General features: G+C 56.7%; 18 protein-coding genes. 6 read left to right on the top strand and 12 right to left on the bottom strand.

Annotated features, from left to right (window positions below):
- The first annotated feature begins 2 nt into the window (after nt 1-2).
- From Q0835_RS25600 to cysG, 5 genes are read left to right on the top strand one after another with little or no spacing between them, the layout of a single operon-like run.
- Entirely contained in the window at nt 3-1,763 is a 1,761-nt protein-coding gene (locus tag Q0835_RS25600; protein WP_298965604.1) for a nitrate ABC transporter ATP-binding protein, read from the top strand.
- A 17-nt stretch (nt 1,764-1,780) separates the two neighbouring features.
- The gene (gene nirB, locus Q0835_RS25595) at nt 1,781-4,234 is read left to right on the top strand and encodes a nitrite reductase large subunit NirB (RefSeq protein WP_298965602.1); all 2,454 of its coding nucleotides are present in this window, start codon (nt 1,781-1,783) and stop codon (nt 4,232-4,234) included.
- Nucleotides 4,231-4,578, top strand: coding sequence for a nitrite reductase small subunit NirD (gene nirD, locus Q0835_RS25590; RefSeq protein WP_298822406.1), 348 nt, complete (start codon nt 4,231-4,233; stop codon nt 4,576-4,578). The genes nirB and nirD overlap by 4 nt, the downstream gene beginning before the upstream one ends.
- A gap of 49 nt (nt 4,579-4,627) precedes the next feature.
- On the top strand, nt 4,628-7,318 hold the full coding sequence (locus tag Q0835_RS25585; RefSeq protein ID WP_298965599.1) for a nitrate reductase: 2,691 nt from the start codon (nt 4,628-4,630) through the stop codon (nt 7,316-7,318).
- Nucleotides 7,293-8,780 carry a siroheme synthase CysG gene (gene cysG / locus Q0835_RS25580; protein ID WP_298965596.1) on the top strand — a complete coding sequence of 496 codons (1,488 nt, stop codon included), beginning with the start codon at nt 7,293-7,295 and terminating at the stop codon, nt 8,778-8,780. The genes Q0835_RS25585 and cysG overlap by 26 nt, the downstream gene beginning before the upstream one ends.
- A 2-nt stretch (nt 8,781-8,782) precedes the next feature.
- Here cysG and Q0835_RS25575 read toward each other — a convergent pair whose 3' ends face one another.
- From Q0835_RS25575 to Q0835_RS25520, 12 genes are read right to left on the bottom strand one after another with little or no spacing between them, the layout of a single operon-like run.
- Nucleotides 8,783-9,370 (bottom strand): HAD family phosphatase, encoded by a 588-nt coding sequence (locus Q0835_RS25575; protein ID WP_298965593.1) that lies wholly within the window; start codon nt 9,368-9,370, stop codon nt 8,783-8,785.
- Nucleotide 9,371: 1 nt separating this feature from the next.
- Nucleotides 9,372-10,634: a glycerate kinase gene (locus tag Q0835_RS25570; protein ID WP_298965591.1), complete on the bottom strand. Its 1,263-nt coding sequence runs from the start codon at nt 10,632-10,634 to the stop codon at nt 9,372-9,374.
- Nucleotides 10,635-10,636: 2 nt separating this feature from the next.
- Nucleotides 10,637-11,644 carry a LacI family DNA-binding transcriptional regulator gene (locus tag Q0835_RS25565; protein ID WP_298965589.1) on the bottom strand — a complete coding sequence of 336 codons (1,008 nt, stop codon included), beginning with the start codon at nt 11,642-11,644 and terminating at the stop codon, nt 10,637-10,639.
- A 17-nt stretch (nt 11,645-11,661) separates the two neighbouring features.
- Nucleotides 11,662-12,825 (bottom strand): dihydrodipicolinate synthase family protein, encoded by a 1,164-nt coding sequence (locus Q0835_RS25560; RefSeq protein WP_298965586.1) that lies wholly within the window; start codon nt 12,823-12,825, stop codon nt 11,662-11,664.
- 29 nt (nt 12,826-12,854) lie between these two features.
- Nucleotides 12,855-13,169, bottom strand: a complete 315-nt coding sequence (locus tag Q0835_RS25555; protein WP_298965581.1) for a Dabb family protein — start codon at nt 13,167-13,169, stop codon at nt 12,855-12,857.
- Nucleotides 13,166-14,758: a GMC family oxidoreductase N-terminal domain-containing protein gene (locus Q0835_RS25550; protein WP_298965578.1), complete on the bottom strand. Its 1,593-nt coding sequence runs from the start codon at nt 14,756-14,758 to the stop codon at nt 13,166-13,168. The genes Q0835_RS25555 and Q0835_RS25550 overlap by 4 nt, the downstream gene beginning before the upstream one ends.
- A gap of 9 nt (nt 14,759-14,767) precedes the next feature.
- Complete coding sequence (locus Q0835_RS25545; RefSeq protein ID WP_298822415.1) at nt 14,768-15,526, bottom strand: 3-ketoacyl-ACP reductase; 759 nt, start codon at nt 15,524-15,526, stop codon at nt 14,768-14,770.
- Nucleotides 15,523-17,007 carry a GMC family oxidoreductase gene (locus Q0835_RS25540; protein WP_298965576.1) on the bottom strand — a complete coding sequence of 495 codons (1,485 nt, stop codon included), beginning with the start codon at nt 17,005-17,007 and terminating at the stop codon, nt 15,523-15,525. Before Q0835_RS25540 ends, Q0835_RS25545 begins: the two co-directional genes overlap by 4 nt.
- Nucleotides 17,008-17,010: 3 nt before the next feature.
- Nucleotides 17,011-18,120 carry a sn-glycerol-3-phosphate ABC transporter ATP-binding protein UgpC gene (gene ugpC / locus Q0835_RS25535; RefSeq protein WP_298965573.1) on the bottom strand — a complete coding sequence of 370 codons (1,110 nt, stop codon included), beginning with the start codon at nt 18,118-18,120 and terminating at the stop codon, nt 17,011-17,013.
- A 4-nt stretch (nt 18,121-18,124) separates the two neighbouring features.
- On the bottom strand, nt 18,125-18,997 hold the full coding sequence (locus Q0835_RS25530; RefSeq protein ID WP_298965570.1) for a carbohydrate ABC transporter permease: 873 nt from the start codon (nt 18,995-18,997) through the stop codon (nt 18,125-18,127).
- A complete protein-coding gene (locus Q0835_RS25525; RefSeq protein ID WP_298965567.1) occupies nt 18,997-19,902 on the bottom strand; it encodes a sugar ABC transporter permease in 906 nt (301 codons plus the stop codon). Before Q0835_RS25525 ends, Q0835_RS25530 begins: the two co-directional genes overlap by 1 nt.
- Nucleotides 19,903-19,958: 56 nt before the next feature.
- Nucleotides 19,959-21,188: an ABC transporter substrate-binding protein gene (locus tag Q0835_RS25520; protein WP_298965700.1), complete on the bottom strand. Its 1,230-nt coding sequence runs from the start codon at nt 21,186-21,188 to the stop codon at nt 19,959-19,961.
- Between the two features lie 290 nt (nt 21,189-21,478).
- Here Q0835_RS25520 and Q0835_RS25515 point away from each other — a divergent pair, with 290 nt between their 5' ends.
- Entirely contained in the window at nt 21,479-22,528 is a 1,050-nt protein-coding gene (locus Q0835_RS25515) for a LacI family transcriptional regulator (RefSeq protein WP_298822422.1), read from the top strand.
- Nucleotides 22,529-22,530 lie beyond the last annotated feature (2 nt).

The raw sequence follows: 22,530 nt of genomic DNA, 5'->3' as shown, positions 1-22,530 counted from the left end.
ATATGTCCTTTCTGGAAATAGCCGGCGTCTCCAAATGTTATGGCGAAGCTGCAAGCCGGACTGACGTCCTTGAAGACATCAACCTGAAAGTGGAAGAAGGCGAATTCATTGCCATTGTCGGGTTCTCCGGCACCGGCAAGACAACGCTCATCTCGCTTCTGGCTGGCCTCATGGAACCTGATGCGGGCGGCATTGTGTTCAAAGGCAAGGAGATAGATGGGCCGAGCCCGGACCGGGGTGTCGTGTTTCAGTCCTATTCGCTGATGCCGTGGCTCTCGGTTTCAGGAAATGTCGCGCTCGCGGTCGACAGTGTCTTCAAAAAGAAGAGCGCCAAGGAACGCAAGGAAATCTGCGACAAGTATATCGACATGGTGGGGCTGGGTCATGCCCGCGAGCGAAAGCCTGCTGAGCTTTCCGGCGGTATGCGCCAGCGTGTTGCGGTTGCCCGAGCGCTTGCGATGCAGCCGGAGTTGCTCTTGCTTGATGAGCCGCTATCGGCACTCGACGCTCTGACCCGTGCGAAGCTTCAGGACGAATTCGCGGCAATTTGCGAAGAGGAGAAGAAGACGATTGTCCTCATCACCAATGATGTGGACGAAGCCATTCTTCTTGCCGACCGTATCCTTCCGCTCAAACCGGGCACGCCAGCGACGCTTGGTCCTGAATTCAAGGTGCCGTTCAAGCGGCCACGTGAACGGGGTGAACTGAACCACGACGACGATTTCATCAGATTGCGTGCCGAAGTTACGGAATACCTGATGCAGGTCGGCGCCGAGCGTGGAGCTGATCTGGAACGCGATATCGTCTTGCCCAATATTGTGCCGATCACGCAGCGGACCAAGAAGGGCGACAAGCTGCCCGTCGCCTATGAGCGCGCGGCAGAGAGCTTCAATCAGGACCGTTTTCTCGATTTCTCACAGTTGAAGAAGGTCTATCCGACCCCCAAAGGGCCGCTGACCGTTGTCGACGGTTTTGAACTGAAGATGAAGAAGGGCGAGTTCATCACCCTGATTGGTCACTCCGGCTGCGGCAAGTCAACGGTCCTTTCAATGGTCGCAGGGCTAAACCCGATCACGGAAGGTGCGATCGTCCTCGACGGCACTCATGTCACCCAGGCCGGTCCTGACAGGGCCGTTGTATTTCAGGCTCCAAGTCTGATGCCCTGGCTGACAGCTTATGAGAATGTCGAACTGGGTGTCGACAAGGTGTATCCAGATGCATCCAAGGCAGAAAAGCGCGATGTCATCGAATACTACCTGTCGAAAGTTGGCCTGGCAGATGCCATGCAAAAGGCGGCGGTGGATCTTTCCAACGGCATGAAACAACGCGTCGGTATTGCACGTGCATTCGCGTTGTCACCGAAGTTGCTTCTGCTCGACGAGCCTTTTGGAATGCTGGACAGCCTGACGCGTTGGGAGCTTCAGGACGTTCTGATGGATGTCTGGAAGCGCACGCAGGTGACTGCGGTCTGCGTCACTCATGACGTCGACGAAGCCATTCTGCTCGCAGACCGGGTTGTGATGATGTCGAACGGGCCGAATGCCCGGATCGGCAACATCATGGAGGTCGATCTTCCGCGCCCTCGTTCGCGTAAAGAGCTGCTCGCGCATCCGGATTATTACGCCTATCGCGAAGAGCTTCTCGATTTCCTTGAAGCTTATGAGGGCGGCGCAGATCCAAGTGAAGACCAACTGAAATCCATCCAGGAAAAACGCGCAGCCCGCATGGCCAGGCAGAGAGCCGCGATAGAGGCAGCTGAGTGAAGCCGGGGAGGAAGACAATGAGCAAACAGAAACTTGTCATCGTCGGGAACGGCATGGCCCCAGGGCGGATGCTTGAATATCTGCTCGAAAAGGACAAAGAGGCCTACGAGGTCACAATTTTCAACGCCGAGCCGAGGGTCAACTACAACAGGTTGATGTTGTCCCCTGTCCTCTCTGGGGAGAAAACCTATGAAGACATCATCACCCATGGTGATGATTGGTATGCCGAGCATGGCATCACGCTTCACAAGTCGGCGCGTGTGAGCAATATCGACCGGACCTCAAAAACCGTCACGTCGGAAAACGGTGTTACTGCCACGTACGACAAGCTGGTGATTGCGACAGGTTCCAACCCATTCATCATTCCGCTTCCGGGCAAAGACCTCGATGGCGTTCTGACCTACCGGGATCTGGATGATGTGGACAAGATGCTTGCAGCGGCTGAACGCGGTGGGCGCGCAGTGGTGATTGGTGGCGGACTTCTGGGATTGGAAGCGGCCGCCGGTTTGAAAATGCAGGGTATGGAGGTCACCGTTCTTCATCTCATGCCGACCCTTATGGAACGTCAGCTCGACCCGGCCGCAGGGCACCTACTGGAAGAAGAATTCAAGCGGCGTGGCATTGATGTCCGTACCAAAGCCAATAGCCACGAGATTGTCGATGACGGCAATGGCAATGTGAAGGCTATACGTCTGGATGACGGTGCGGAGATCGAAGCGGGTATCATCGTCATGGCTGTTGGCATCCGGCCATCAACCGGACTGGCGAAATCCATCGGGCTAGACGTTAATCGCGGTATACTCGTCACGGATGACATGCGGACCAGCGATACCGACATTTTCGCCCTTGGCGAATGTGTCGAACATCAGGGCGCCTGCTACGGTCTGGTTGCACCCCTTTATGAAATGGCGGAGGTGATTGCCGACAATCTGCTGGAGGGATCGTCGGGCTACGCCGGCTCTGTCACGGCGACCAAGCTCAAGGTAACCGGAGTTGATCTTTATTCCGCTGGCGACTTTGCAGAAGGCGAGGATCGCGAAGAGATCGTACTGCGGGACGCGGCTGCTGGTGTCTACAAACGCCTTGTCCTGAAGGACGACAAGATCATTGGAGCGGTCCTTTATGGGGAGACGTCCGATGGTCCTTGGTTCTTCGATCTGCTCAAGAAGGGAACGGATGTCTCGGAAATGCGCGAGACACTGATTTTTGGCCAGGCCTACCAGGGGAGTGCCCCGCTGGACCCTATGGCGGCCGTTGCAGCCTTGCCGGATGATGCGGAAATCTGCGGCTGCAACGGCGTATGTAAAGGAAAGATCGTTACCACGATCAGGGAAAAGGACCTGAACAGCCTGGATGATGTCCGGGCGCATACCAAGGCTTCTGCGTCTTGCGGAACCTGCTCCGGCCTGGTCGAGCAGCTGATGCAAGTGACCCTTGGCGATGCATACAACCCGGCGGCGGTGACACCCATGTGCGGCTGTACCCCTCTGGGCCATGACGAGGTTCGTCGTCTTATCAAGTCGAAGGAACTCAAAACCATTCCGTCAGTCATGCAGGAACTGGAGTGGACGACGTCCGGTGGCTGTGCCAAGTGCCGCCCGGCGCTGAACTATTATCTGGTTTCGGACTGGCCGGATGAATATGCCGATGACTATCAATCCCGGTTCATCAATGAGCGTGTTCACGCCAACATTCAGAAAGACGGCACATATTCGGTTGTTCCGCGGATGTGGGGCGGGATGACATCGTCCAAGGAACTGAGGGCGATTGCCGACGTTGTCGACAAATTCGACATCCCGGCGGTCAAATGTACCGGCGGTCAGCGCATCGACATGCTGGGTATCAAGAAAGAAGACCTGCCGGCGGTCTGGGAAGACCTTGGGAAGGCGGGATTTGTTTCCGGTCAAGCGTATGCAAAGGGCCTGCGTACCGTCAAAACCTGTGTTGGATCCGACTGGTGCCGTTTCGGAACTCAGGATTCTACCGGTCTCGGCATCAAGCTCGAAAAATTCATGTGGGGGTCCTGGACGCCGGCAAAACTGAAACTGGCGGTCTCCGGCTGCCCGCGCAACTGTTCTGAGGCGACTTGCAAGGACATTGGCGTGGTCTGTGTCGACAGCGGATTTGAGATCCACTACGCCGGTGCCGCCGGCCTCGATATCAAGGGGACGGAAGTCCTTGGGCTGGTCAAGACCGAGAAAGAGGTCCTTGAGCATGTTGTCGCGCTCACGCAGATGTACCGGGAGCAGGGCTGGTATCTGGAGCGGATCTACAAATGGGCAAAGCGTGTCGGATATGACGAGATCCGGCAACAGATCATGGAAGATCATGATCGGCGCAAAGCCTATTTCGAGCGCTTCGTCTTCTCGCAGAAATTCGCACAGGTTGATCCCTGGTCAGAGCGTGTGTCCGGGAAGGACAAACACGAATTCAATCCTATGGCTGTATTCACCAGGGAGGCTGCGGAATGACGGCGGAAACCAGAAACTGGGTCGCTATCGGAGCGTTGTCCGACATACCTCGCGAGGGCGCACGGGTTGTGAAAACATCGGCTGGTTGTATCGCGGTGTTCAGAACCGTCAATGATGAGGTCTACGCGCTTGATGATCGCTGCCCTCACAAGGGCGGGCCGCTCAGCCAGGGCATCGTCCATGGGACGTCTGTGACCTGCCCCTTGCACAACTGGGTTTTTGATCTCGCAACGGGCCTCGCACAAGGCGCTGACAACGGCAAGGTTCCCGTCACGACCGCAAAGATCGAGAACGGAACGATTTTGCTCGCAGCCGACGATCTGGCCCGCCGAACGGCTGCCTGAACAAACACATCAAAACAAAAATCGAGGAAAGCCCAAGGAGCTTCGCCGTATGGCCGGTCAAGAAACAGTAAAAACGGTCAAGACAACGTGCCCCTATTGCGGGGTGGGTTGCGGCGTGCTTGCACAGGTCAAGGAGGATGGGTCGGTCGCCATTTCAGGTGATCCGGAACACCCGTCGAATTTCGGACGACTGTGTTCCAAGGGCTCGGCCCTGGGTGAGACGCTTTCACTGGACGATCGGCTGCTTCATCCGGAAATCGAGGGCACACAAGCAAGTTGGGACGAGGCTCTCGATCTTGTCGCAGGGCGCTTCTCCCAGGCTGTTCGCGAACACGGGCCCGATAGCGTTGCCTTTTATGTATCAGGTCAAATACTGACTGAAGATTATTACGTCGCGAACAAGCTGATGAAGGGGTTTATCGGGTCGGCCAATATCGACACGAATTCGCGTTTGTGCATGGCCTCTTCGGTTGCCGGTCATCGGCGCGCATTTGGCAGTGATACGGTCCCGGGAACCTATGAGGATCTGGAGACCTGTGAGCTGCTGGTGCTGGTCGGGTCCAACCTTGCCTGGTGCCATCCTGTTCTATTTCAGAGGGTCGAAGCTGCGAAGGCGGCCAATCCGCAGATGCAGGTCGTTGTGGTTGACCCGAGAGAAACGGCAACCTGCGCCATCGCGGATCTGCATCTGGCGCTGAAGCCCGACACTGACGTCGCCCTGTTCAACGGTCTGCTGGCATTCCTGTCGGAAGCCGGGGCGTTGAACCAGGCCTATATCAAGACCCACACGAAGGGATTTGAAGACGCGTTGGCGATGGCTGGCGCTTGTGAAATCAAACAGATTGCAAAGGCGACAGGTCTGGCGCCGCGTGATCTGGCAACTTATTACACTATGGTTGCGCGCACGGAAAAAACCGTCACCGTTTATAGCCAGGGCGTCAATCAGTCCACCACCGGGACCGACAAGGTCAATGCGATCATCAATACCCACTTGGCAACCGGACGCATCGGTAGAGCAGGCATGGGCCCCTTCTCGGTGACAGGGCAACCCAATGCTATGGGTGGGCGAGAGGTTGGCGGCCTTGCCAATATGCTTGCAGCGCATATGGCGATCGAGAACCCGAGGCATCGCGCCATTGTACAAGAATTCTGGCAAAGTCCGGTCATTGCCGAAAGGCCAGGGCTCAAGGCGGTTGATCTGTTCCGTGCGGTGCGCAGCGGTAAGATCAAGGCTTTGTGGATCATGGCGACAAACCCTGTCGACAGCCTGCCGGATGCCGATGGCGTTGCCGATGCTCTGAAAACGTGTCCGTTCGTTGTTGTTTCCGACGTGACCAGGGCCGCTGATACGGTTGAGTATGCCAATGTGCTGCTGCCAGCAGCTGCCTGGGGCGAAAAAGATGGCACTGTTACCAATTCAGAACGGCGGATTTCAAGGCAGAGAAGCCTGCTCGATCTTCCGGGAGAAACCAGACCTGATTGGTGGCAATTGAGTGAGGTTGCCTGTCGTATGGGCTTCGAAGAGGCCTTTGACTATTCAGGTCCTGATGCGATCTTTCGCGAACACGCCGCTCTCTCCGGACATGAAAACCGGGGCAGCCGCGATTTTGATATCAGCGCCTTGGCTGGCCTGACACTTTCGGAATTCGACGGCCTGGAACCCCTCCAGTGGCCGCAGTCGAGTAAGAGGCGGTCAGACGGAGATACACGTTTTTTCGCACACGGAAACTTCTTCACCCCAGATAGCAAGGCGACTTTCGTGGCAACGAAAGTCGGAGAGCCGCGCGAGATCGGACGCAAATATCCTTTTGTTCTCAACACAGGCCGTATCCGCGATCAATGGCATACGATGACCCGGACCGGTAAGACTCCGCGCCTCGCCACACATATTGCAGAGCCTTACCTGGAAATTCATCCATCGGATGCAGAGCAATCCGGCATCAAAGCGGCCGACCTGGTTGAGGTGAAAAGCCCGTTTGGCGCGGTCGTGGTGCGTGCGCAGGTGACGGAAAAAGTCCTCAAAGGCACAGTGTTTGTGCCGATGCACTGGACGGATCAGGTCGCCTCCCAAGCACGGGTGGACGCCGTTGTCGCGCCTGAAACCGACCCTGTCTCCGGTCAACCGGGATCGAAATTCACCCCGGTCGCAATTCGGAAAATACAGTTTTCCTGGTACGGCTTCGCTGTCGTGCGCATCAAGCCACAGAAGCTGGACGTTGATTATTGGGCGGTCGCACCGACCAGAGGCGGTTGGCGGATCGAGATGGCCGGAATTGAGCAGATCGATCTCGCAGCTCTTGCCGAAAGCCTTATGGGCGACGCAATAGAGCCGCTCAGTTTCGAAGATCGCAAATCTGGAAATCTGCGCTTTGCCGGGTGGTGCGGCGATGATTTGGACGGGGCATTTTTCTTTTCAAAAGATCCAGTTTCCGTGTCGCGTCAATGGGCCTGCAGCCTGCTTGAGAACCCTGCCCTTTCCAGGGACCAGCGTTTCAAGGTTCTGGCGGGTCGCTCTCCAGCTGATATGCCCGACAAGGGCGCTATCGTCTGTTCCTGCTTTCAGGTCGGCAACAGCCAGATTGCAGCTGCTGTCAAGGATGGAGCCACCAGTTTAAGCGCCATTGGTGCTTGCCTGGAGGCCGGAACGAATTGCGGGTCTTGCCGTTCTGAGATCCAGGCGATCATTGATGGTTTCAGCAGGGAGATCTCGGAGGATGTCGACATTGCGCAGGCCGGTTGAAGTCGGGTCCAAACGCCAGGCTGTCCGGGTCGAACCCCTGGCAAGTGTGCCTTTGTTTTTCTCCCTGGAAGGCAAGCGGGTTGTTCTGGCCGGTGGAACGGATGCCGCAGCCTGGAAGGCTGAACTTCTGGCGGCAGCAGGAGCGGAAGTTCACGTTTTCGCTGAGCAGTTGGAGCAGACTTTCGAGCGGTTGCTCGAGGCCGGAAGTGTCAAAGGGCGTTTTGTTCACCACCAAAAGTGCTGGTCGATGGACAGCTTTGAAGGTGCATGCCTTGCGATCGCCGATGCGCGGTCGCAAGGCGAAGCGCAAGCATTTTTCTGCGCGGCAAAGGCTGCCGGTGTACCTGTCAACGTTATCGATAATCCGCCGTTTTGTGAGTTCCAGTTCGGATCGATAGTAAATAGATCGCCCGTCGTCATTGGCGTTTCAACCAATGGGGCTGCGCCCATCTTGGGGCAAGCGATTCGCCGGCGGATTGAAACTCTATTGCCGTCCTCACTGCGCGTTTGGGCTGTGCTGGCGCAACAAATCCGCGGGCGCGTTATGAAATCGCTGGCGGTGGGGGCTGAACGCCGCCGCTTCTGGGAGCGTTTCGTCGACCTGGCGTTTTCATCCAGATCAGCCCCCGAAACAATGAATCTTGAAGAATTCGAACAACTCCTCGACGAGGCCGGCCATGTAAGGCAAGGGCGCGTGACGCTGGTCGGAGCAGGCCCGGGCGATGCGGAAAACCTGACGTTGAAAGCGATGCGGGCCTTGCAGGCCGCCGATGTCATTTTGTTCGACGATCTGGTTGACGACACTGTGTTGGAGCTCGCCCGCCGAGAGGCGAAACGAATGATGGTCGGAAAACGGGGTGGCCGGGAGAGCTGCCGGCAAGAGGATATCAACGATCTGATGGTCTCCCTGGCAAGGCAGGGCAAGAATGTGGTTCGGCTGAAATCCGGCGACCCGATGATATTCGGCCGTGCGGGCGAGGAACTTCAGCGCCTTTCTGATGAGGGTATTCCAGCGAGCGTTGTGCCGGGCATTACTTCTGCATCCGCGATGGCTGCCGAACTCGGCATTTCGCTGACCCATCGCGATCACGCGCAATCGGTACGGTTCGTGACAGGGCATGCGCGCAATGGAAAGTTGCCAGAAACCGTCGACTGGAAAGGGCTCACAGACCCTGCGACCACGACGGTGTTTTACATGGCCGGGCGTATGGCGGAGCGGATCAGTGCGCGATTGATTGCCGAGGGCCTGTCATCACAAACGCCCGTGAGAGTGATGACCAATATCTCCCGCCACAACGCGGCTTCATGGTCAGGTTGCCTTACAAATTTGGCAAAAGGTGTCGACAGTCTGCAGTCCACAGGTCCGGTTCTCATTGCTGTGGGCGATGTCTTTGCGCAAACATGCATTGAACAGCACACATTGCCCGGGCAACAGCGCGCGGCGCAGACTGCAACTGCGTGAGACTACATAAGACCGTTTACGTCAATTGCTGACATCCCGGCTCTTTCGGCGGCAAGTAGCCCCTGTGGACTATCTTCAAAGACCAGACAGGCCTTTGCTGGAATTGCCAGATTTTCGGCAGCCAAAAGAAACAGGTCCGGCGAGGGCTTTGCGTTGGCGACGTCGTCCATTGTGACGACGGACTTGAAAAGCGGCAGTAAACCGGCCGCCTCCAAAGCCGGGATCACAATGGCCTTTGGGCCTCCCGATGCCACAGCGACCGGTTTTCTGTCATGATACTTGCGGGCAATTGAGGCGATGGCAGGGATTTCCGCGACCGTGTGCATTTGCCGAAGGACGGCCTTTCGGAGGTCGCGGACTGTCTTGCTGCGATCGAGGGTCACGCCCCTTTCCGCCTCGAACTCATCCATGAGCACATGTTCGGACATGCCGGCGCGCGCGTGATACCAATCTGCATCCATCTTCAGCCCTGCTGCGCCAAAAGCTGACTGCCAGCCAAGCGTATATAGATCCGGCGTCTTCAAGAGCGTCCCGTCGCAATCGAAAATCAATGCTTCTGCGGCATTGATCCGTGCTTCAAGGTCCCGCATTTCAGACACTTTCGATCAGGATTGCCCGGAAATCGTTCACATTGGTCAAAGTTGGGCCTGTGACAATCTGGTCGCCGATCAAATCAAAGAAACTGTGACTGTCGTTGCCCGCCAGCATGGCCGCCGCATTGACCCCATTTTCTGATGCCTTTGACAATGTCTGAGGACTGACGCGTGCCCCGGCAACATCCGCTGCTCCGTCCACACCATCCGTATCGCAGGCAATTGCGTAAATGCCCGGCTGGTTGTTCAAAGCCAATGCGAGCGCGAGTGCATATTCCGCGTTTGGTCCACCGATACCGTCACCTCGGCGCGTGACGGTACATTCTCCGCCTGAGAGGAGCAGCCGGGGCTTGTCACCGGGTGAAAGCTCTGCCTGTACCTTAAGGGCCAGGCTTGCATGCTCTTGTGCAAGGTCACGCGCTTCGCCCTCAATGGCATCGCCCAAGAGCGTAACCGCAATTCCTTCCGCCTCAGCCAATTCGCTTGCCGCATTTAGGGACAAGGAAGGTGCGGCGACAATGATGTTTTCAGTCTGTGACAGCTTTGGTGCACCCACCGGCAATACGCCGGTTGGCGCCATCAGCACCTCTTCAATGGATTTTGGAATTTTGATTTCGTTGCTTGCCAAAATCGACTTCGCATCTTCAGAGCTGGTGTTGTCTCCAACAGTCGGACCAGATGCAATAAAGGCGGGGTCGTCGCCTGCGACGTCGGAAACGATCAGCGAGGTCATGTGCGCAGGATAGGCGGCCGCTGCCAGCTGTCCGCCTTTGACGCGGCTCACATGCTTCCTCACCGTATTCATCTGATCGATGGGCGCGCCGGAGGACAGAAGATCCTCGTTGAGTTTGCGCAAGTCTTCGAGCGAGATTTCACCAGCTGGATTTTCCAGTAATGCGGACGCACCGCCGGAGATAAGAGCGATGACCCTATCACCGTCTTCAAGACCTTCGAGGAGTTCCAAAAGTCTGGCAGTGGCGTCGAGACCTCGCTGGTCCGGGACCGGATGAGACGCTTCTATTACCTCTATTCCGGCGCAGGGCCTCGCGTAGCCATCGCGTGTAATGACAAGCCCGTCAACCGGACCCCACGCCGCCTCGAGCGCTTCCGCCATACGCGCAGAGGCTTTGCCGGCTCCAATAACCAAACAGCGGCCAGGGGGTTTTTCCGGCAGGTGTTTTGGAACACAGACCATCGGATCGGCCGCCGCGACGGCAACATCGAACAGGCGCTTCAAGAGCGCATCAGGGCTAATTTTCATGATCAGATTCCGAGGCTGGATTGGCGTTTGATCAGTTCCACGTCGTAGCGCTTGGTGTCGGGTGGACGTACGCCATCCACAATCCACGCAAGCATGGCTTCTGCCGCGTGTTCTCCGAACGCTCCGGTGTCGCACCGTACAGAACTGAGACGGGGATAGACAAGGGAACTTTCTTCAATGTCGTCGAAGCCGATGAGCTTGAATTCATCTCCAACGCGCACACCTGCTTCAGCAAAACCGGACAGCATGCCGAGAGCCACCAGATCACTGAAGCATATCGCCGCGTCGATATCCGGATGCTTGGTCGTGATCTCCAGTGCGATTTCACGGCCGAAGGCTCGCGACGGGCGGCCATAGAAAGTTTCGACGGGAAGGCCTCGCGCCTTCATGACATTGCAGTATCCCGACATCCTTTCCAGGGTGACCGGGCGCTCTTCCAGGCCCCCGGCAAAGGCTATTTTTCGGCAACCTGCTTCAATCAAGTGGTTTGTTGCCAACTCTCCCCCGGCAACATAATTGTGCGAAGCGAACGGAAAGACGCTGGTTCTCTCATCGATCTGTCTGAGGACCTGTAGCGTTGGAATGCCGGCACGCTGGATGCTGTCAAAGGCTGAGCCACTTGCGTCATAGGCCGGAGAAATCACGAATGCCGAGACGCCATGCTCAATCATGGAAGCGATCACCTGAGATTGAGTCTCAGGGTCTTCGTCCGTGTTGGCAACAACCGTTGAATAGCCTTTGCGCGCAAAGGTCATCTGAGCCGATGCTGCGAACTCGGTGAAGAACGGATTTCGCAAGTCATTGATAATCAGTCCGACCAGTCCTGATGACGCGCCGCGCAAACCGGCCGCTGATCTGTTGTAGACATAGCCGAGGATTTCGATGGCGTGGTTGACTTCATCGCGGGTCGACTTCTTCACCGACGGGGAATTCTGCAAAACGAGCGACACGGTCGATTTTGATACACCGGCGTGTTTTGCGACATCCAGGATCGTCGGTCTTTTCTTCATTCGCCTTCCAAAGCTGATCAACCAACGCCGTGAAGCTTTAACAAAAGTCGCATTCGTTCCACGGCTATATCAGGCTTTGACAACAATCGAGCCTTGTCTGCAAGCCGAAAGACCTCGGCATAATGCGTAATTTCACGCGAAGATTGAAACCCGCCCGGCATGACGAAGTGGTTCTGGGCATCGTTCAACCACGCCAGAAAGGCAATTCCCGCCTTGTAGAAACGGGTTGGCGCCTTGAACAATTCGCGGCTGAGGGGAACTGTCGGTGCGAACAGCGCGTGGTAGGTTTCAAGATCATTTTCCGCAAGCGCTTCCAATGCCTGGCTCGCCACCGGCGCAATGGCTGCGAAAGCACCCAGAAGTGCGTGGGAATGGCGCGTGCCATCGCCCTCAATCAACGGAGCGTAGTTGAAGTCATCACCGGTATAGAGACGGACACCTTCGGGTAGCCGTGCACGAAAGCTTTCTTCGTGCGCCTGATCCAAAAGCGATATCTTGATGCCGTCGACCTTCGATTTGTTTGCATTGATGATCTGAAGAACGAGGTCTGATGCTGTGTCAACGTCTTCACTGCCCCAGTATCCTTTCAAAGCGGGATCAAACATGTTTCCCAGCCAGTGAAGAACCACTGGTTCAGACGCTTGCTCAAGCAATGCACTATAGGCTTTGGCATAATCGTCGGCACTGGCATCGATAGCTGGAAAGGCGCGTGATGCCATCAAGATGATTTGCCCGCCTGCAGCCTCAATCGCTTCCATCTGCTCGCAATAGGCTGCTTGAATGTCATGGAGTGTTGCCAGCTCTTCCGGCGCTTTCTGGTCCGTCCCGGCACCACAGGCAACACGCGGTTTCAACGGATGCACCTTGGCTTCTCGCATGGTGCGTTCGATCAGTTCCTTTGCCGTTGGCCAGTCAACGCCCATGCCGCGCTGTGCCGTATCCATGGCCTCTGCCAGTCCAAGGCCCTGGTCCCAGAGCCAGCGACGGAATCGCAATGTATTGTCCCAGTCCACCGCGGGGGATCCCTCCCAGGGCGCGCGTTCAGCAAGCGGGTCGGAGACCACATGGGCGGCTGCAAAAGCGGTACGGGTCAACGTTGTTCGTGGGGCTCGCGGTGTCAGGGCATCGCCTGTCGGCGTATAAACTTCGAGCCTGTTTTCGTAAGTCGGGAGGTTCAGCATCTGCGGCTCCGGATTTTGTTGGCAGCTGCTCAGGCCGGCACTGGAATATCCAGCACCAGAATGCCGTCAATTCCGCCGATGGCGTTGGCGACCAGTTTGGCGCCGAGCGCCTTGTGATCGGGATGGATCTGATACCGTTCCAGTGCGTCCCAGTCATCGAAATCGACAACAAAACCGTGCATGTAACCGCGTTCTATTTTCTCAGGGCTCTCGCTGCGTCCGGACGTGATGTCGCGGATGCCCGGTACCTGCTTTTCGATCTCGCGAAGCTCCTGAAAGAGCTCGGCGATCGTCTCTTCCGTTACATCCGGATTGAATTTGATGAGAACGATATGGCGGATCATGATGTGGTTCCGTGATCTTGGCGGATCATGTCGGAGGCTTTTTCGCCGATCATGATGGCCGCAGCATTGGTGTTGGACGAAATGACATTCGGCATGATGGAGGCATCGACGACACGCAAATTTTCGATGCCGTTGAACCGCAATCTGGGGTCAACGACCGCCTGGTCGTCAATGCCCATCCGGCATGTGCCGGCTGGGTGGTGGGACGTCTTTGAGTGTTCGCAGATGAAGCGAAAGTAGGCCTCATCGCTCTTGATATCGGGGCCAGGAAGTCGCTCTGCCTTTATGAACGGTTTCAACGGTTCCTGTGCCAGGATTTCCTGTGTGAGCCTGAGCCCTCGGATCGACATCTCGCGATCTTTGGGGTCTTGCAGGTAGTTCGGGTCGATCAGAGGCTCATCCGAGGGGTCTGAACTGCGGAGCCGGACGGTTCCGCGCGAGCGCGGTCGCAGGTAGCACGAATTGAGCGTGACGCCGCCGTCCGGCATTGCCGCGACACCGGATTCGATGCCGGTACCAAGACCAAGGTGAAACTGAAGATCCGGCGAGCGTGCTTCCGGATCTGCGTACCAGAAGCCTCCCGTTTCAAAGAGACTGGAGGATACCGGCCCACGCCGCGTGAAGATGTATTGCAGTCCGGCAAGCACTGACAGATGCGGTTTGGCGAAACGGTCGTAAGTGTGCGGGCCGCTGACCTCGCAGATACAATAAAGATCCAGGTGATCCTGAAGGTTTGTACCGACGGAAGGCCGATCGAGAACGACGTCAATTCCAAGATCACGCAACTCTGCTGCCGGGCCGATACCCGAAAGTTGGAGAAGGCGCGGCGAGCCGATGGAACCGGAAGAAAGGATGACTTCCGTGCCGGCTGAGAGCCTGGTACCGTCGACCAATTCCACGCCTGTTGCCCTGCCACCCTCCACAACGATCCGGCGAACATTGGCGCCGGTGCGCACATGCAGATTGGAACGGTCACGATTTGGGGCGAGATAGGCCATCGCCACAGACGACCTGCGCGCATTTTTCTGGGTCAACTGATAGTAGGCAACTCCGTCCTGTGTCTCGCCGGTCACGTCTTCGTTTCTTGGAATGCCCAGCTTGGCCGCTGCTTCGAAATAAGCTTCGCAAATCGGAAGAGGCGCACAAGGCTTCGAAACGCCGAGCGGTCCACCCTTGCCGTGATACCGGTTGTCATAAGTGTCGTTGTCTTCAGCTTTCCGGTAGTAGGGCAGGACATCGTCAAAACCCCATCCCTCGCATCCCAGTTGACGCCATTCGTCGTAGTCCCGGGCGTTTCCGCGTGTGTAAATCTGAGCGTTGATCGCGGACCCGCCGCCAATCACCTTGGCTTGCGTATAGCGGAAGACCCTGTTGTTCATGTGCTTTTGCGGGACTGTATGCCAACCCCATGACCCGATGCCCTTGGTCATTTTCGCGAAACCTGCCGGCAAATGATAAAATGGGTGACGGTCACGCCCTCCGGCTTCCAGAAGAAGCACCTGGATGTTCGGATCCTCGGTCAGTCGGGCCGCAACAACCGACCCTGCGCTTCCGCCACCGATTATGATGAAGTCGTAGCCGTTTTCCATTTTCATCTCTCAAAGGCGTGGGATTGAAAGCCCGCCGTCAACCTTGATCGTCGTGCCTGTTGCGTAGGCCATTTGTCCCTGCACCAGGGGGACAACTGCAGAGCCGATGTCCTCCGGCTGGCCCCATCGCCGGACCGGTACGAGGCCGTCATCGATGCGTGTGGTGTATTTGTCTTTCACACTTGCGGTCATCGGGCTTTCAATGATGCCTGGCTGTATCTGGAAGACACCAATGCCGTGAGGCGCCAGCCTTGCGGTAAAAAGGTCCGCCATCATCGCTGCACCGGCCTTCGACACGCAATATTCGGCGCGCTCTACGGACACCATCTCGGCACTGACCGAGGTCACGAAGATCAAGGACCGGTAGGCCTCTGAAGGCACTGCAAGCATTCGCCGCGCTACTTCTTGCGCAAGAAAGAAAGCACCCCGCAGGTTGACGCCCAGAACGAAATCAAAACTGTCTGGTTGAACCTCAAGCAGGTCACCACGTGATTTGGCCGGCACGCCCGCATTTGAAACAAGTGTGGTGATGGAGCCGAGCTCGTTTTCGATGCGGTCGAGTATGGCAGCGTGACCCGCTACTTCCTGAAGGTCGTGACGATAGTACCGAGCTTTTGAGCCGAGCTGATCGAGCGCATCGATTACGTCCCGATCGTCGGATTCGACCTGGGCAAGAAGCGCGACCTGGTAGCCCGCCTTGACGAGCGCTTCGCAAATGCCGCGTCCAATGCCTCTTTGTCCGCCTGTGACGAGTGCAGTCTTGGTCATGCCGCCATATCCTTTTCAATTCTTTTGGCGGTGCGAAGGGCAAGGGCTGCGACCGTCAGTGCCGGATTGACGGCAGCTGACGTCGGCAGTGCTGCTGCGTCTGCTACAAAAAGGTTCGGGTGGTCCCAGGAACGGCAATCAGGATCAACAACGGATGTTTCCGGATCGCTTCCCAATCGAACCGTGCCGCATTGGTGCGACGGCACACGTCCGTCGAAGAGGCGCGTCAGAATAATCGGAAAGCCTGCCTTTCGAAGAGTATTCTTTGTCTTGGCGACGAGTTTGGTGTGCGCGGTCATGTTCGACCGCCGCCAGCGCAGTTGGATCTTGCCATCCTTCAGAACCACCCGGCTTTCAGGATCCGGCAGGTCTTCTGAGATCAGATAAAGGTCCAATGCGTGGTGTGACACCCAGCGGGCGGCGAACATCGGCAAATAAGGTACCTGAATTTTCAAGATATCGGGCGTGACCCGTCCGAGAAGTTGCACATTGCCAAGCGGTTTCCCCTCCGACCCGTCGGACAGATACCAGTCGTTGATACCGAAGGTTTTTTGGTAGACAGCATCGTTTCGAAATCTCGGATCGACGGCGATGACAGCTGTTGCGTTGTGATTCATGAAACAGCGGCCAACGTAACCGGAGCTGTTGGCAACACCTGACCGGAGCAGCGTGGCCGCGGATTGAACTGCGCCTGAACATAAGACGACATATGCCGGTTTCAACGACCTGTCCGTTCCGTCCTTGCTGTAGGTTACAGAGGTGATGCGCCGTGAACCCGGCTCCATTTCAAGCCGGGTGACTTCGGCGCCCGTGATCAGGTCAACATTGTCATGGGAAAGGGCTTCCGCGAGTGCACAGGTCTCGGCATCCATCTTGCCGCATCTAACATCCGGATAGCCGTCCCAGCCGGTTTCACCGGCTTGGAGCCAACGGTCGATGTCGATGCCAAGCGGCAGACTGAATGGTTTGGTGTCTGCATTCTCAAGCCGCTGACGCGCTATTTTGATCGCGGGTTCATCAGGGACAGGTGGGAAAGGATAATCGGATGCATGCGGAGGTTCCGTGCCGTCTGAGCTGCTGTCGCCGCGCACATTGTAGAGCGCTTCGGCGGCATCGTACCAGGGTGCCAGCTCCTCATAACCAAACGGCCAGGCTGGAGATACGCCGTCAAAATGCTCCAGTTCGCCGAAATCTTCCTGCCGGTAGCGGAGCAGAACGGCGCCGTAAAGTTTGGAATTCCCACCAACATTGTAATAGTTGCCTGGTTCAAAAGGCCTGTTTTCGGCGTCCAGCCAGGTCTCATCGGACCGGAATGCACTGTTGGTATAAATGCGCCAAGGATCCCGCGTTGGCGCATCGTCGGGTATGTGATGCCCGCGTTCCAGAATCGTTATGCGTGCACCGGACGGCGCCAGACCTGCAGCAAGGGTCGCGCCGCCCATGCCGCTGCCAATGATGACGATGTCCGGTGCGGTTTTCATATGTCAGGCGATCCGGTTTTCTGTCTTCGGATCAAAGGCGACGGCCTTTTCCATGTTAAAGGCGAACGGGAAGACATCGCCCGCATTCACCGCAACATCTGCTCGGAAGCGTCCGGTCACGTCCTTGCCGCCAATCTGGCTGACGACAAAGGTGTCGGACCCTGCCGGTTCCGTAACCTCGACAGGGGCCTCTACAATGTGCACAGCTTGTGAGTTGCGGTCCGCGCCATCCTTGTCGGTAATCGCTTCCGGCCGGATGCCAAGGATTATGTCGCGTCCGATGCTGGAGGCCAGTGCGTCCTTGGCAAATGGCACTGCCGCAGTCTTGCCGTCGGCAAGCTTGATTTCAGCAGCAGGTTTGCCGTCGCCGGAAACAACTTTGGCCGGAAACAGATTCATGGATGGAGACCCCATGAAACCGGCAACAAACATGTTTGCCGGATTGTCGTATATTTCCTTCGGTGTGCCGAGCTGCTGTACATAGCCGCCGAACATGACTGCAATTCGGGTCGAAAGGGTCAGCGCCTCGATCTGATCGTGTGTCACGTAAACAATGGTCGTTCCAAGCTTTTGGTGAAGCTTCTTGATTTCGGTGCGCATGTCGACACGCAGCTTGGCATCAAGATTGGAGAGCGGTTCGTCGAACAGGAATACATCCGGCTCGCGCACAAGTGCCCGCCCCATGGCAACACGTTGCCGTTGGCCGCCAGAGAGCTGGCCTGGTTTGCGGTCAAGCAGATGACTGATCTGCAGAAGATCGGAAACCTGGTCGATACGCTTTTCCCGTTCCTGTTTCTGGATGCCGTGCATTTCCATGCCAAAGGAGATGTTTCCGCGTACTGTCATGTTCGGGTAGAGCGCATAGGACTGAAACACCATCGCGATGTTGCGGTCTGCGGGTTTGACGCCGTTCATGCTTTTGCCGCGAATGGCAATTTCGCCCGATGTGATGTCCTCAAGCCCGGCAATCATGTTGAGCAGGGTAGACTTGCCGCAACCTGAAGGCCCGACGAGCACGAGGAACTCACCTTCTTCCACCGAAATGTCGGTTTCCTGAAGAACCTGGAGGGCACCATAGGACTTGGTCGCTTGTTTGATGTCGAGAAAGCCCATTGTTTTATCCTTTTACTGAGCCAGCCATCAGACCGCGGACGAAGTAGCGTCCCGCCACGATGTAGACGAGGAGTGTTGGCAGCGCGGCCATGATCGCGCCTGCAAAATGGACGTTGTATTCCTTCACCCCGGTTGAAGACTGCACCAGGTTGTTCAGGGCAACGGTCATCGGTTGGCTGTCAAAGTCGGAGAAAGACGCTCCGAACAGGAAGTCGTTCCAGATGTTGGTGAACTGCCAGATGATGCAGACAACCGCGATCGGACCGGATGAGGGCAACAAAATGCGCCAGAAGATGCGGAAGAAACCGGCGCCATCGATTTGCGCGGCACGGACAAGTTCCGTGGGGAATGCTGCATAATAGTTGCGGAAATAGAGCGTCGAGAACCCGATGCCGTAGACAAAGTGAACGAAGATCAGTCCGGGCACCGAGCCGGCCAGTCCCATCAGCCCAAGCATGCGCGCCATCGGGATCAGAACCATCTGGAACGGGATGAAGCAGCCGAAGAGAAGCAGGCCGAAAAGGATCGTGGAGCCCTTGAAGGCCCATTTGGTCAAAACGTAGCCGTTCAAGGCACCCACGAGGGTCGACAGGGCAACGGCCGGAACGACCATGATGATGGAGTTGAGGAAGTATGGACGCAGGCCCGTTGCCTCAACTCCAACCTGCGCGGTCGACCAGGCGCTGAACCAGGGTGCCGCGGTCCAATCCCGCGGCAACGCCATCATGCCGCCTGCGGTAATCTCCGACAGCGGCTTGAGCGAATTTACCACCATCACATAGAGCGGCAGGAGGTAGTAGATGCAGAACAGCAAGAGCAGGATGTACAGAATGATACGGCCCGCGCTGAACGAAGAGGATTTTGCTGCGGTCGACATCACTTCTTCTCCCGCAGTTCCGACCAGAGATATGGCACGATGATCGCGGCAATCGTCATCAGCATGATGACCGCGGAGGCTGCGCCTATGCCCATCTGGTTTCGTGTGAAGGTGTAGGAATACATAAAGGTTGCCGGCAATTCGGTTGCCGTGCCGGGGCCGCCGCCGGTCAGTGCGATAACGAGGTCGTAGGACTTGATCGCCATGTGGGCGAGGACGACAAAGGCCGACATGAAAGCGGGCCGCAGCTGCGGGATGACGATCCGGCGGTAGAGCGCAAATGTCGAGGCGCCATCAATCTGGGCAGCCTTCATCATTTCACTGTCGATTCCGCGCAGACCTGCAAGAAACATCGCCATGACAAAACCGGATGTCTGCCAGACCGCAGCAATCACGATCGTGTAGATCGCCATTTCACGGTCCTTGATCCAGTTGAATTCAAAACTGGTCCAGCCCCAGCCCTGAACCACGGCCTCGATGCCGATACCAGGGTCGAGAAACCACTTCCAGGCAACACCTGTCACAATGAAGCTGAGCGCCATCGGATAAAGATAAATGGTCCGAATGAACCCTTCGGCGCGGATCCGCTGATCGAGCAGGATGGCAAGCAGAAGGCCGAGCACGCAACAGACGACAATGTAGAGCGAACCGAAAATGACAAGGTTCCAGACAGCTGTATCCCAGGCCCGGATCCGGAACAGGTTTTCAAAGTTTTTCCAGCCAACCCAGCCGAAGGAGGGCAGAATACGGCTGTCGGTGAAGGACAGATATAGCGTGAAGAAGATGAACCCGTAGACGAAGATCGCAACGATTGCGACAGTCGGACTCAGGACGAGTTTGGGCAGCGCATCACGCAGTCTGTCAACAACGGAACCCCTTGGGTTCGCCGTTTCAGAAATAGACATTGTCGGTCCCCGGTCCCATGCGAGAGCGGTGACGTATCACCGCTCTCAAGGGCAGATTACTTGTTGATTTGTACTGCGGTCACGAGTTCCTCAACGGCGGTGGCGCTGTCGTATTCGCCGTTGAAGTGTGCCGTGATGACATCGTACATGGCGTTCTTCACCGCTGCCGGGTTCGCATGGCCATGGGCCATCGAGCCATAAAGGTTGCCGCTGTCAGCAGCTGCCTTCAGATCCGCCATGCCTTTCTTGCCGCAGGCATCAAAAGCATCGTCGGAGACATCCGTGCGTGCCGGAACAGACCCTTTGACCACATTGAAGGCTGACTGAAAGCTCGGGGACAGGATTGCAGTTGCAAGTGCAGCCTGCTCCTTGCCGACTTCCTTGCCCTGCGCAAACATTGCGAACTGATCGGCATTGAATGTGACCTGGTCCTGAGTGCCCGGGAAACGGAAACACAGGAAGTCCGTGTCCGGCTTCTTGTCGGCGTTCAGGAATTCACCCTTTGCCCAGTCGCCCATCATCTGGAAAGCGGCATCGCCGTTGATCACCATGGCTGTAGCCAGGTTCCAGTCGCGGCCGGAAAAGTTGTCGTCCACGTGTGAACGGATCACAGCCATCCGGTCGAAGGCTTCCTTCATCGTGTCCGAACCGAGGGTTTCCTCGTCGAGATCAATAAAGGCTTTCTTGTAGAACTCCGGACCGCCGGTTGACATGGCGACTGCATCAAACACAGTTGCGTCCTGCCAGGCTTGGCCGCCATGAGCAATCGGAGTTTTGCCGGATGCCTTCACTTTTTCAAGCGCGGCAACAAACTCATCCCAGGTCGTCGGAACGGCAATGCCCAGTTCATCCAGTATTGCCTTGTTGGCCCATACCCAGTTGGTGGAGTGCACGTTGACCGGTGCAGACACCCATTTGCCGTCGTGCTTGGCAAATTGCTGAAGTGCCTCGGGCACGACATCGTCCCAACCTTCCAGGCCTGCCTGAATGTTGAGGTCGGCCAATGCGCCTTCGCCTGCCCAGTCAAGGATATCAAAACCGAGCATCTGAACCGCAGTAGGCGGGTTGCCAGAGGTAACACGGGCACGAAGCACGGTCATGGCCTGGGTTCCGCCGCCGCCGGCAACCGGCATGTCCTGCCAGCCAATGCCCTGGCCTTGCAAGTCTTCTTTCAGAACATTGAGAGCAGCTGCTTCGCCGCCGGATGTCCACCAGTGCAGAACTTCAACATCTTCCGCCTGAACGCTGGTGCTTGCTGCCATCAGGGCGGCAGCCGCTGTCATCATGGTCAATTTACGCATGGTATTCCTCCCTTTGCGTGCCAGTAGGCGTTTCGGATTGCGGGTGTCCGTCAGTCCGATGATTACGCAACGTCTATTGTAACGTTGCAAACATGATCTGTGTCAATGGCTTTTCGATTTTGTTTCGGAATTAGTTTTGCTCTTTTTTTACATACTATTATAAGATTTTTCGAAATTCTGATCTGGGTTAAAAATTTTTGTTGTAACGTTATAAATGAGCTGATTAGACTTGTTTTGGTTTCTGCGCTACAAGGCTTGGGGTGAGTTGAACGGGCATGCCGCGAAAGAATTTGGTTTCCAAAGAAGAAAATGCCGCTGACGTTTTGCCGCGACCGACCCTGCGCACAGTTGCGGCGGAGGCAGGTCTTGCGGTTACCACTGTTTCGCGCGCACTTGCCGACGATCCCAGGATCGCGGAAGCCACCCGCAAGCGGGTTACGGAAGTTGCCAACAGACAAGGCTACGTTCCCAACCGTGCGGCGCAGCGGCTGCGCACCGGCCGCACAAAAGTCATTAGCCTTTTGCTCAACACCCGGCACGAGTATCTCAGTTTCACGTCCGAGTTTCTCGCCGGTATGAGTGAGGGACTGCAGGGAACCGGATACGCAATCAACATCACGGCCGACAGCCTTGGCGGCGACCGGCTGGATGTAATCCGCCAGATACGGCGCCATTCGCTTGCGGATGCCATCGTGTTCACGCGTACAGAATGCTTCGATGACCGTGTGCGATATCTGCTTGAGCACGGCTTTCCGTTTGTCAGCCACGGCCGGACGGATTTCACCACGCCGCATCCCTTTGTCGACTTCGACAATGAGGCCTTCGTGCGCCAGGCAATCGAGCGCCTTGTTCAAAAAGGGCGTCAGCATATTTGCATCGTCATGCCGAATGAGCGGTACACGTTTGGGCAGCACTTGCGCTTTGGGGCCCGGCAGGCGGCTATTTCCTGTGGTGCACAGCTCACGATCCCCGAAGGTGTAGATCTTGACAGCGAACCTGACGAGATTGCCGCGACACTTCGTGCGCTTCACGCCGGACCGGATGCGCCGGATGGATATGTGTGCGTTGGTGAAGTGATGGCCTTGATCACGCTTGCCGGTCTGAATGACATGGGGCTGACCCCTGGAAAGGAAGTCGATCTTGTCGCCAAACGCGCCTCTCCGATTTCCAATCATTTTCGTCCGCGCATTGAGACAGTGGACGAAGACCTTCGCGCCACGGGCCGCGCCATGGCTGAGGTTCTGCTCGCAAGGATAGACGGCAGGCCAATGGAGGAGATGCAGGTTCTCCTCAAGCCCAATGGGCCGTTTTCCATTTCCGGCTAAGT

The sequence above is a fragment of the uncultured Roseibium sp. genome, from assembly GCF_947499295.1.
GTDB lineage: Bacteria > Pseudomonadota > Alphaproteobacteria > Rhizobiales > Stappiaceae > Roseibium.
The sequence above is the reverse complement of the archived record's forward strand: the minus strand, read 5'-3'. Positions and strand labels throughout refer to the sequence as shown.

Bases quoted from the DNA above. Each gene is read 5' to 3' on its own strand.
- Q0835_RS25600 (WP_298965604.1), top strand. From the start codon at position 3: ATGTCCTTTCTGGAAATAGCCGGCGTCTCCAAATGTTATGGCGAAGCT.
- nirB (WP_298965602.1), top strand. From the start codon at position 1,781: ATGAGCAAACAGAAACTTGTCATCGTCGGGAACGGCATGGCCCCAGGG.
- nirD (WP_298822406.1), top strand. From the start codon at position 4,231: ATGACGGCGGAAACCAGAAACTGGGTCGCTATCGGAGCGTTGTCCGAC.
- Q0835_RS25585 (WP_298965599.1), top strand. From the start codon at position 4,628: ATGGCCGGTCAAGAAACAGTAAAAACGGTCAAGACAACGTGCCCCTAT.
- cysG (WP_298965596.1), top strand. From the start codon at position 7,293: ATGTCGACATTGCGCAGGCCGGTTGAAGTCGGGTCCAAACGCCAGGCT.
- Q0835_RS25575 (WP_298965593.1), bottom strand. From the start codon at position 9,370: ATGCGGGACCTTGAAGCACGGATCAATGCCGCAGAAGCATTGATTTTC.
- Q0835_RS25570 (WP_298965591.1), bottom strand. From the start codon at position 10,634: ATGAAAATTAGCCCTGATGCGCTCTTGAAGCGCCTGTTCGATGTTGCC.
- Q0835_RS25565 (WP_298965589.1), bottom strand. From the start codon at position 11,644: ATGAAGAAAAGACCGACGATCCTGGATGTCGCAAAACACGCCGGTGTA.
- Q0835_RS25560 (WP_298965586.1), bottom strand. From the start codon at position 12,825: ATGCTGAACCTCCCGACTTACGAAAACAGGCTCGAAGTTTATACGCCG.
- Q0835_RS25555 (WP_298965581.1), bottom strand. From the start codon at position 13,169: ATGATCCGCCATATCGTTCTCATCAAATTCAATCCGGATGTAACGGAA.
- Q0835_RS25550 (WP_298965578.1), bottom strand. From the start codon at position 14,758: ATGGAAAACGGCTACGACTTCATCATAATCGGTGGCGGAAGCGCAGGG.
- Q0835_RS25545 (WP_298822415.1), bottom strand. From the start codon at position 15,526: ATGACCAAGACTGCACTCGTCACAGGCGGACAAAGAGGCATTGGACGC.
- Q0835_RS25540 (WP_298965576.1), bottom strand. From the start codon at position 17,007: ATGAAAACCGCACCGGACATCGTCATCATTGGCAGCGGCATGGGCGGC.
- ugpC (WP_298965573.1), bottom strand. From the start codon at position 18,120: ATGGGCTTTCTCGACATCAAACAAGCGACCAAGTCCTATGGTGCCCTC.
- Q0835_RS25530 (WP_298965570.1), bottom strand. From the start codon at position 18,997: ATGTCGACCGCAGCAAAATCCTCTTCGTTCAGCGCGGGCCGTATCATT.
- Q0835_RS25525 (WP_298965567.1), bottom strand. From the start codon at position 19,902: ATGTCTATTTCTGAAACGGCGAACCCAAGGGGTTCCGTTGTTGACAGA.
- Q0835_RS25520 (WP_298965700.1), bottom strand. From the start codon at position 21,188: ATGATGACAGCGGCTGCCGCCCTGATGGCAGCAAGCACCAGCGTTCAG.
- Q0835_RS25515 (WP_298822422.1), top strand. From the start codon at position 21,479: ATGCCGCGAAAGAATTTGGTTTCCAAAGAAGAAAATGCCGCTGACGTT.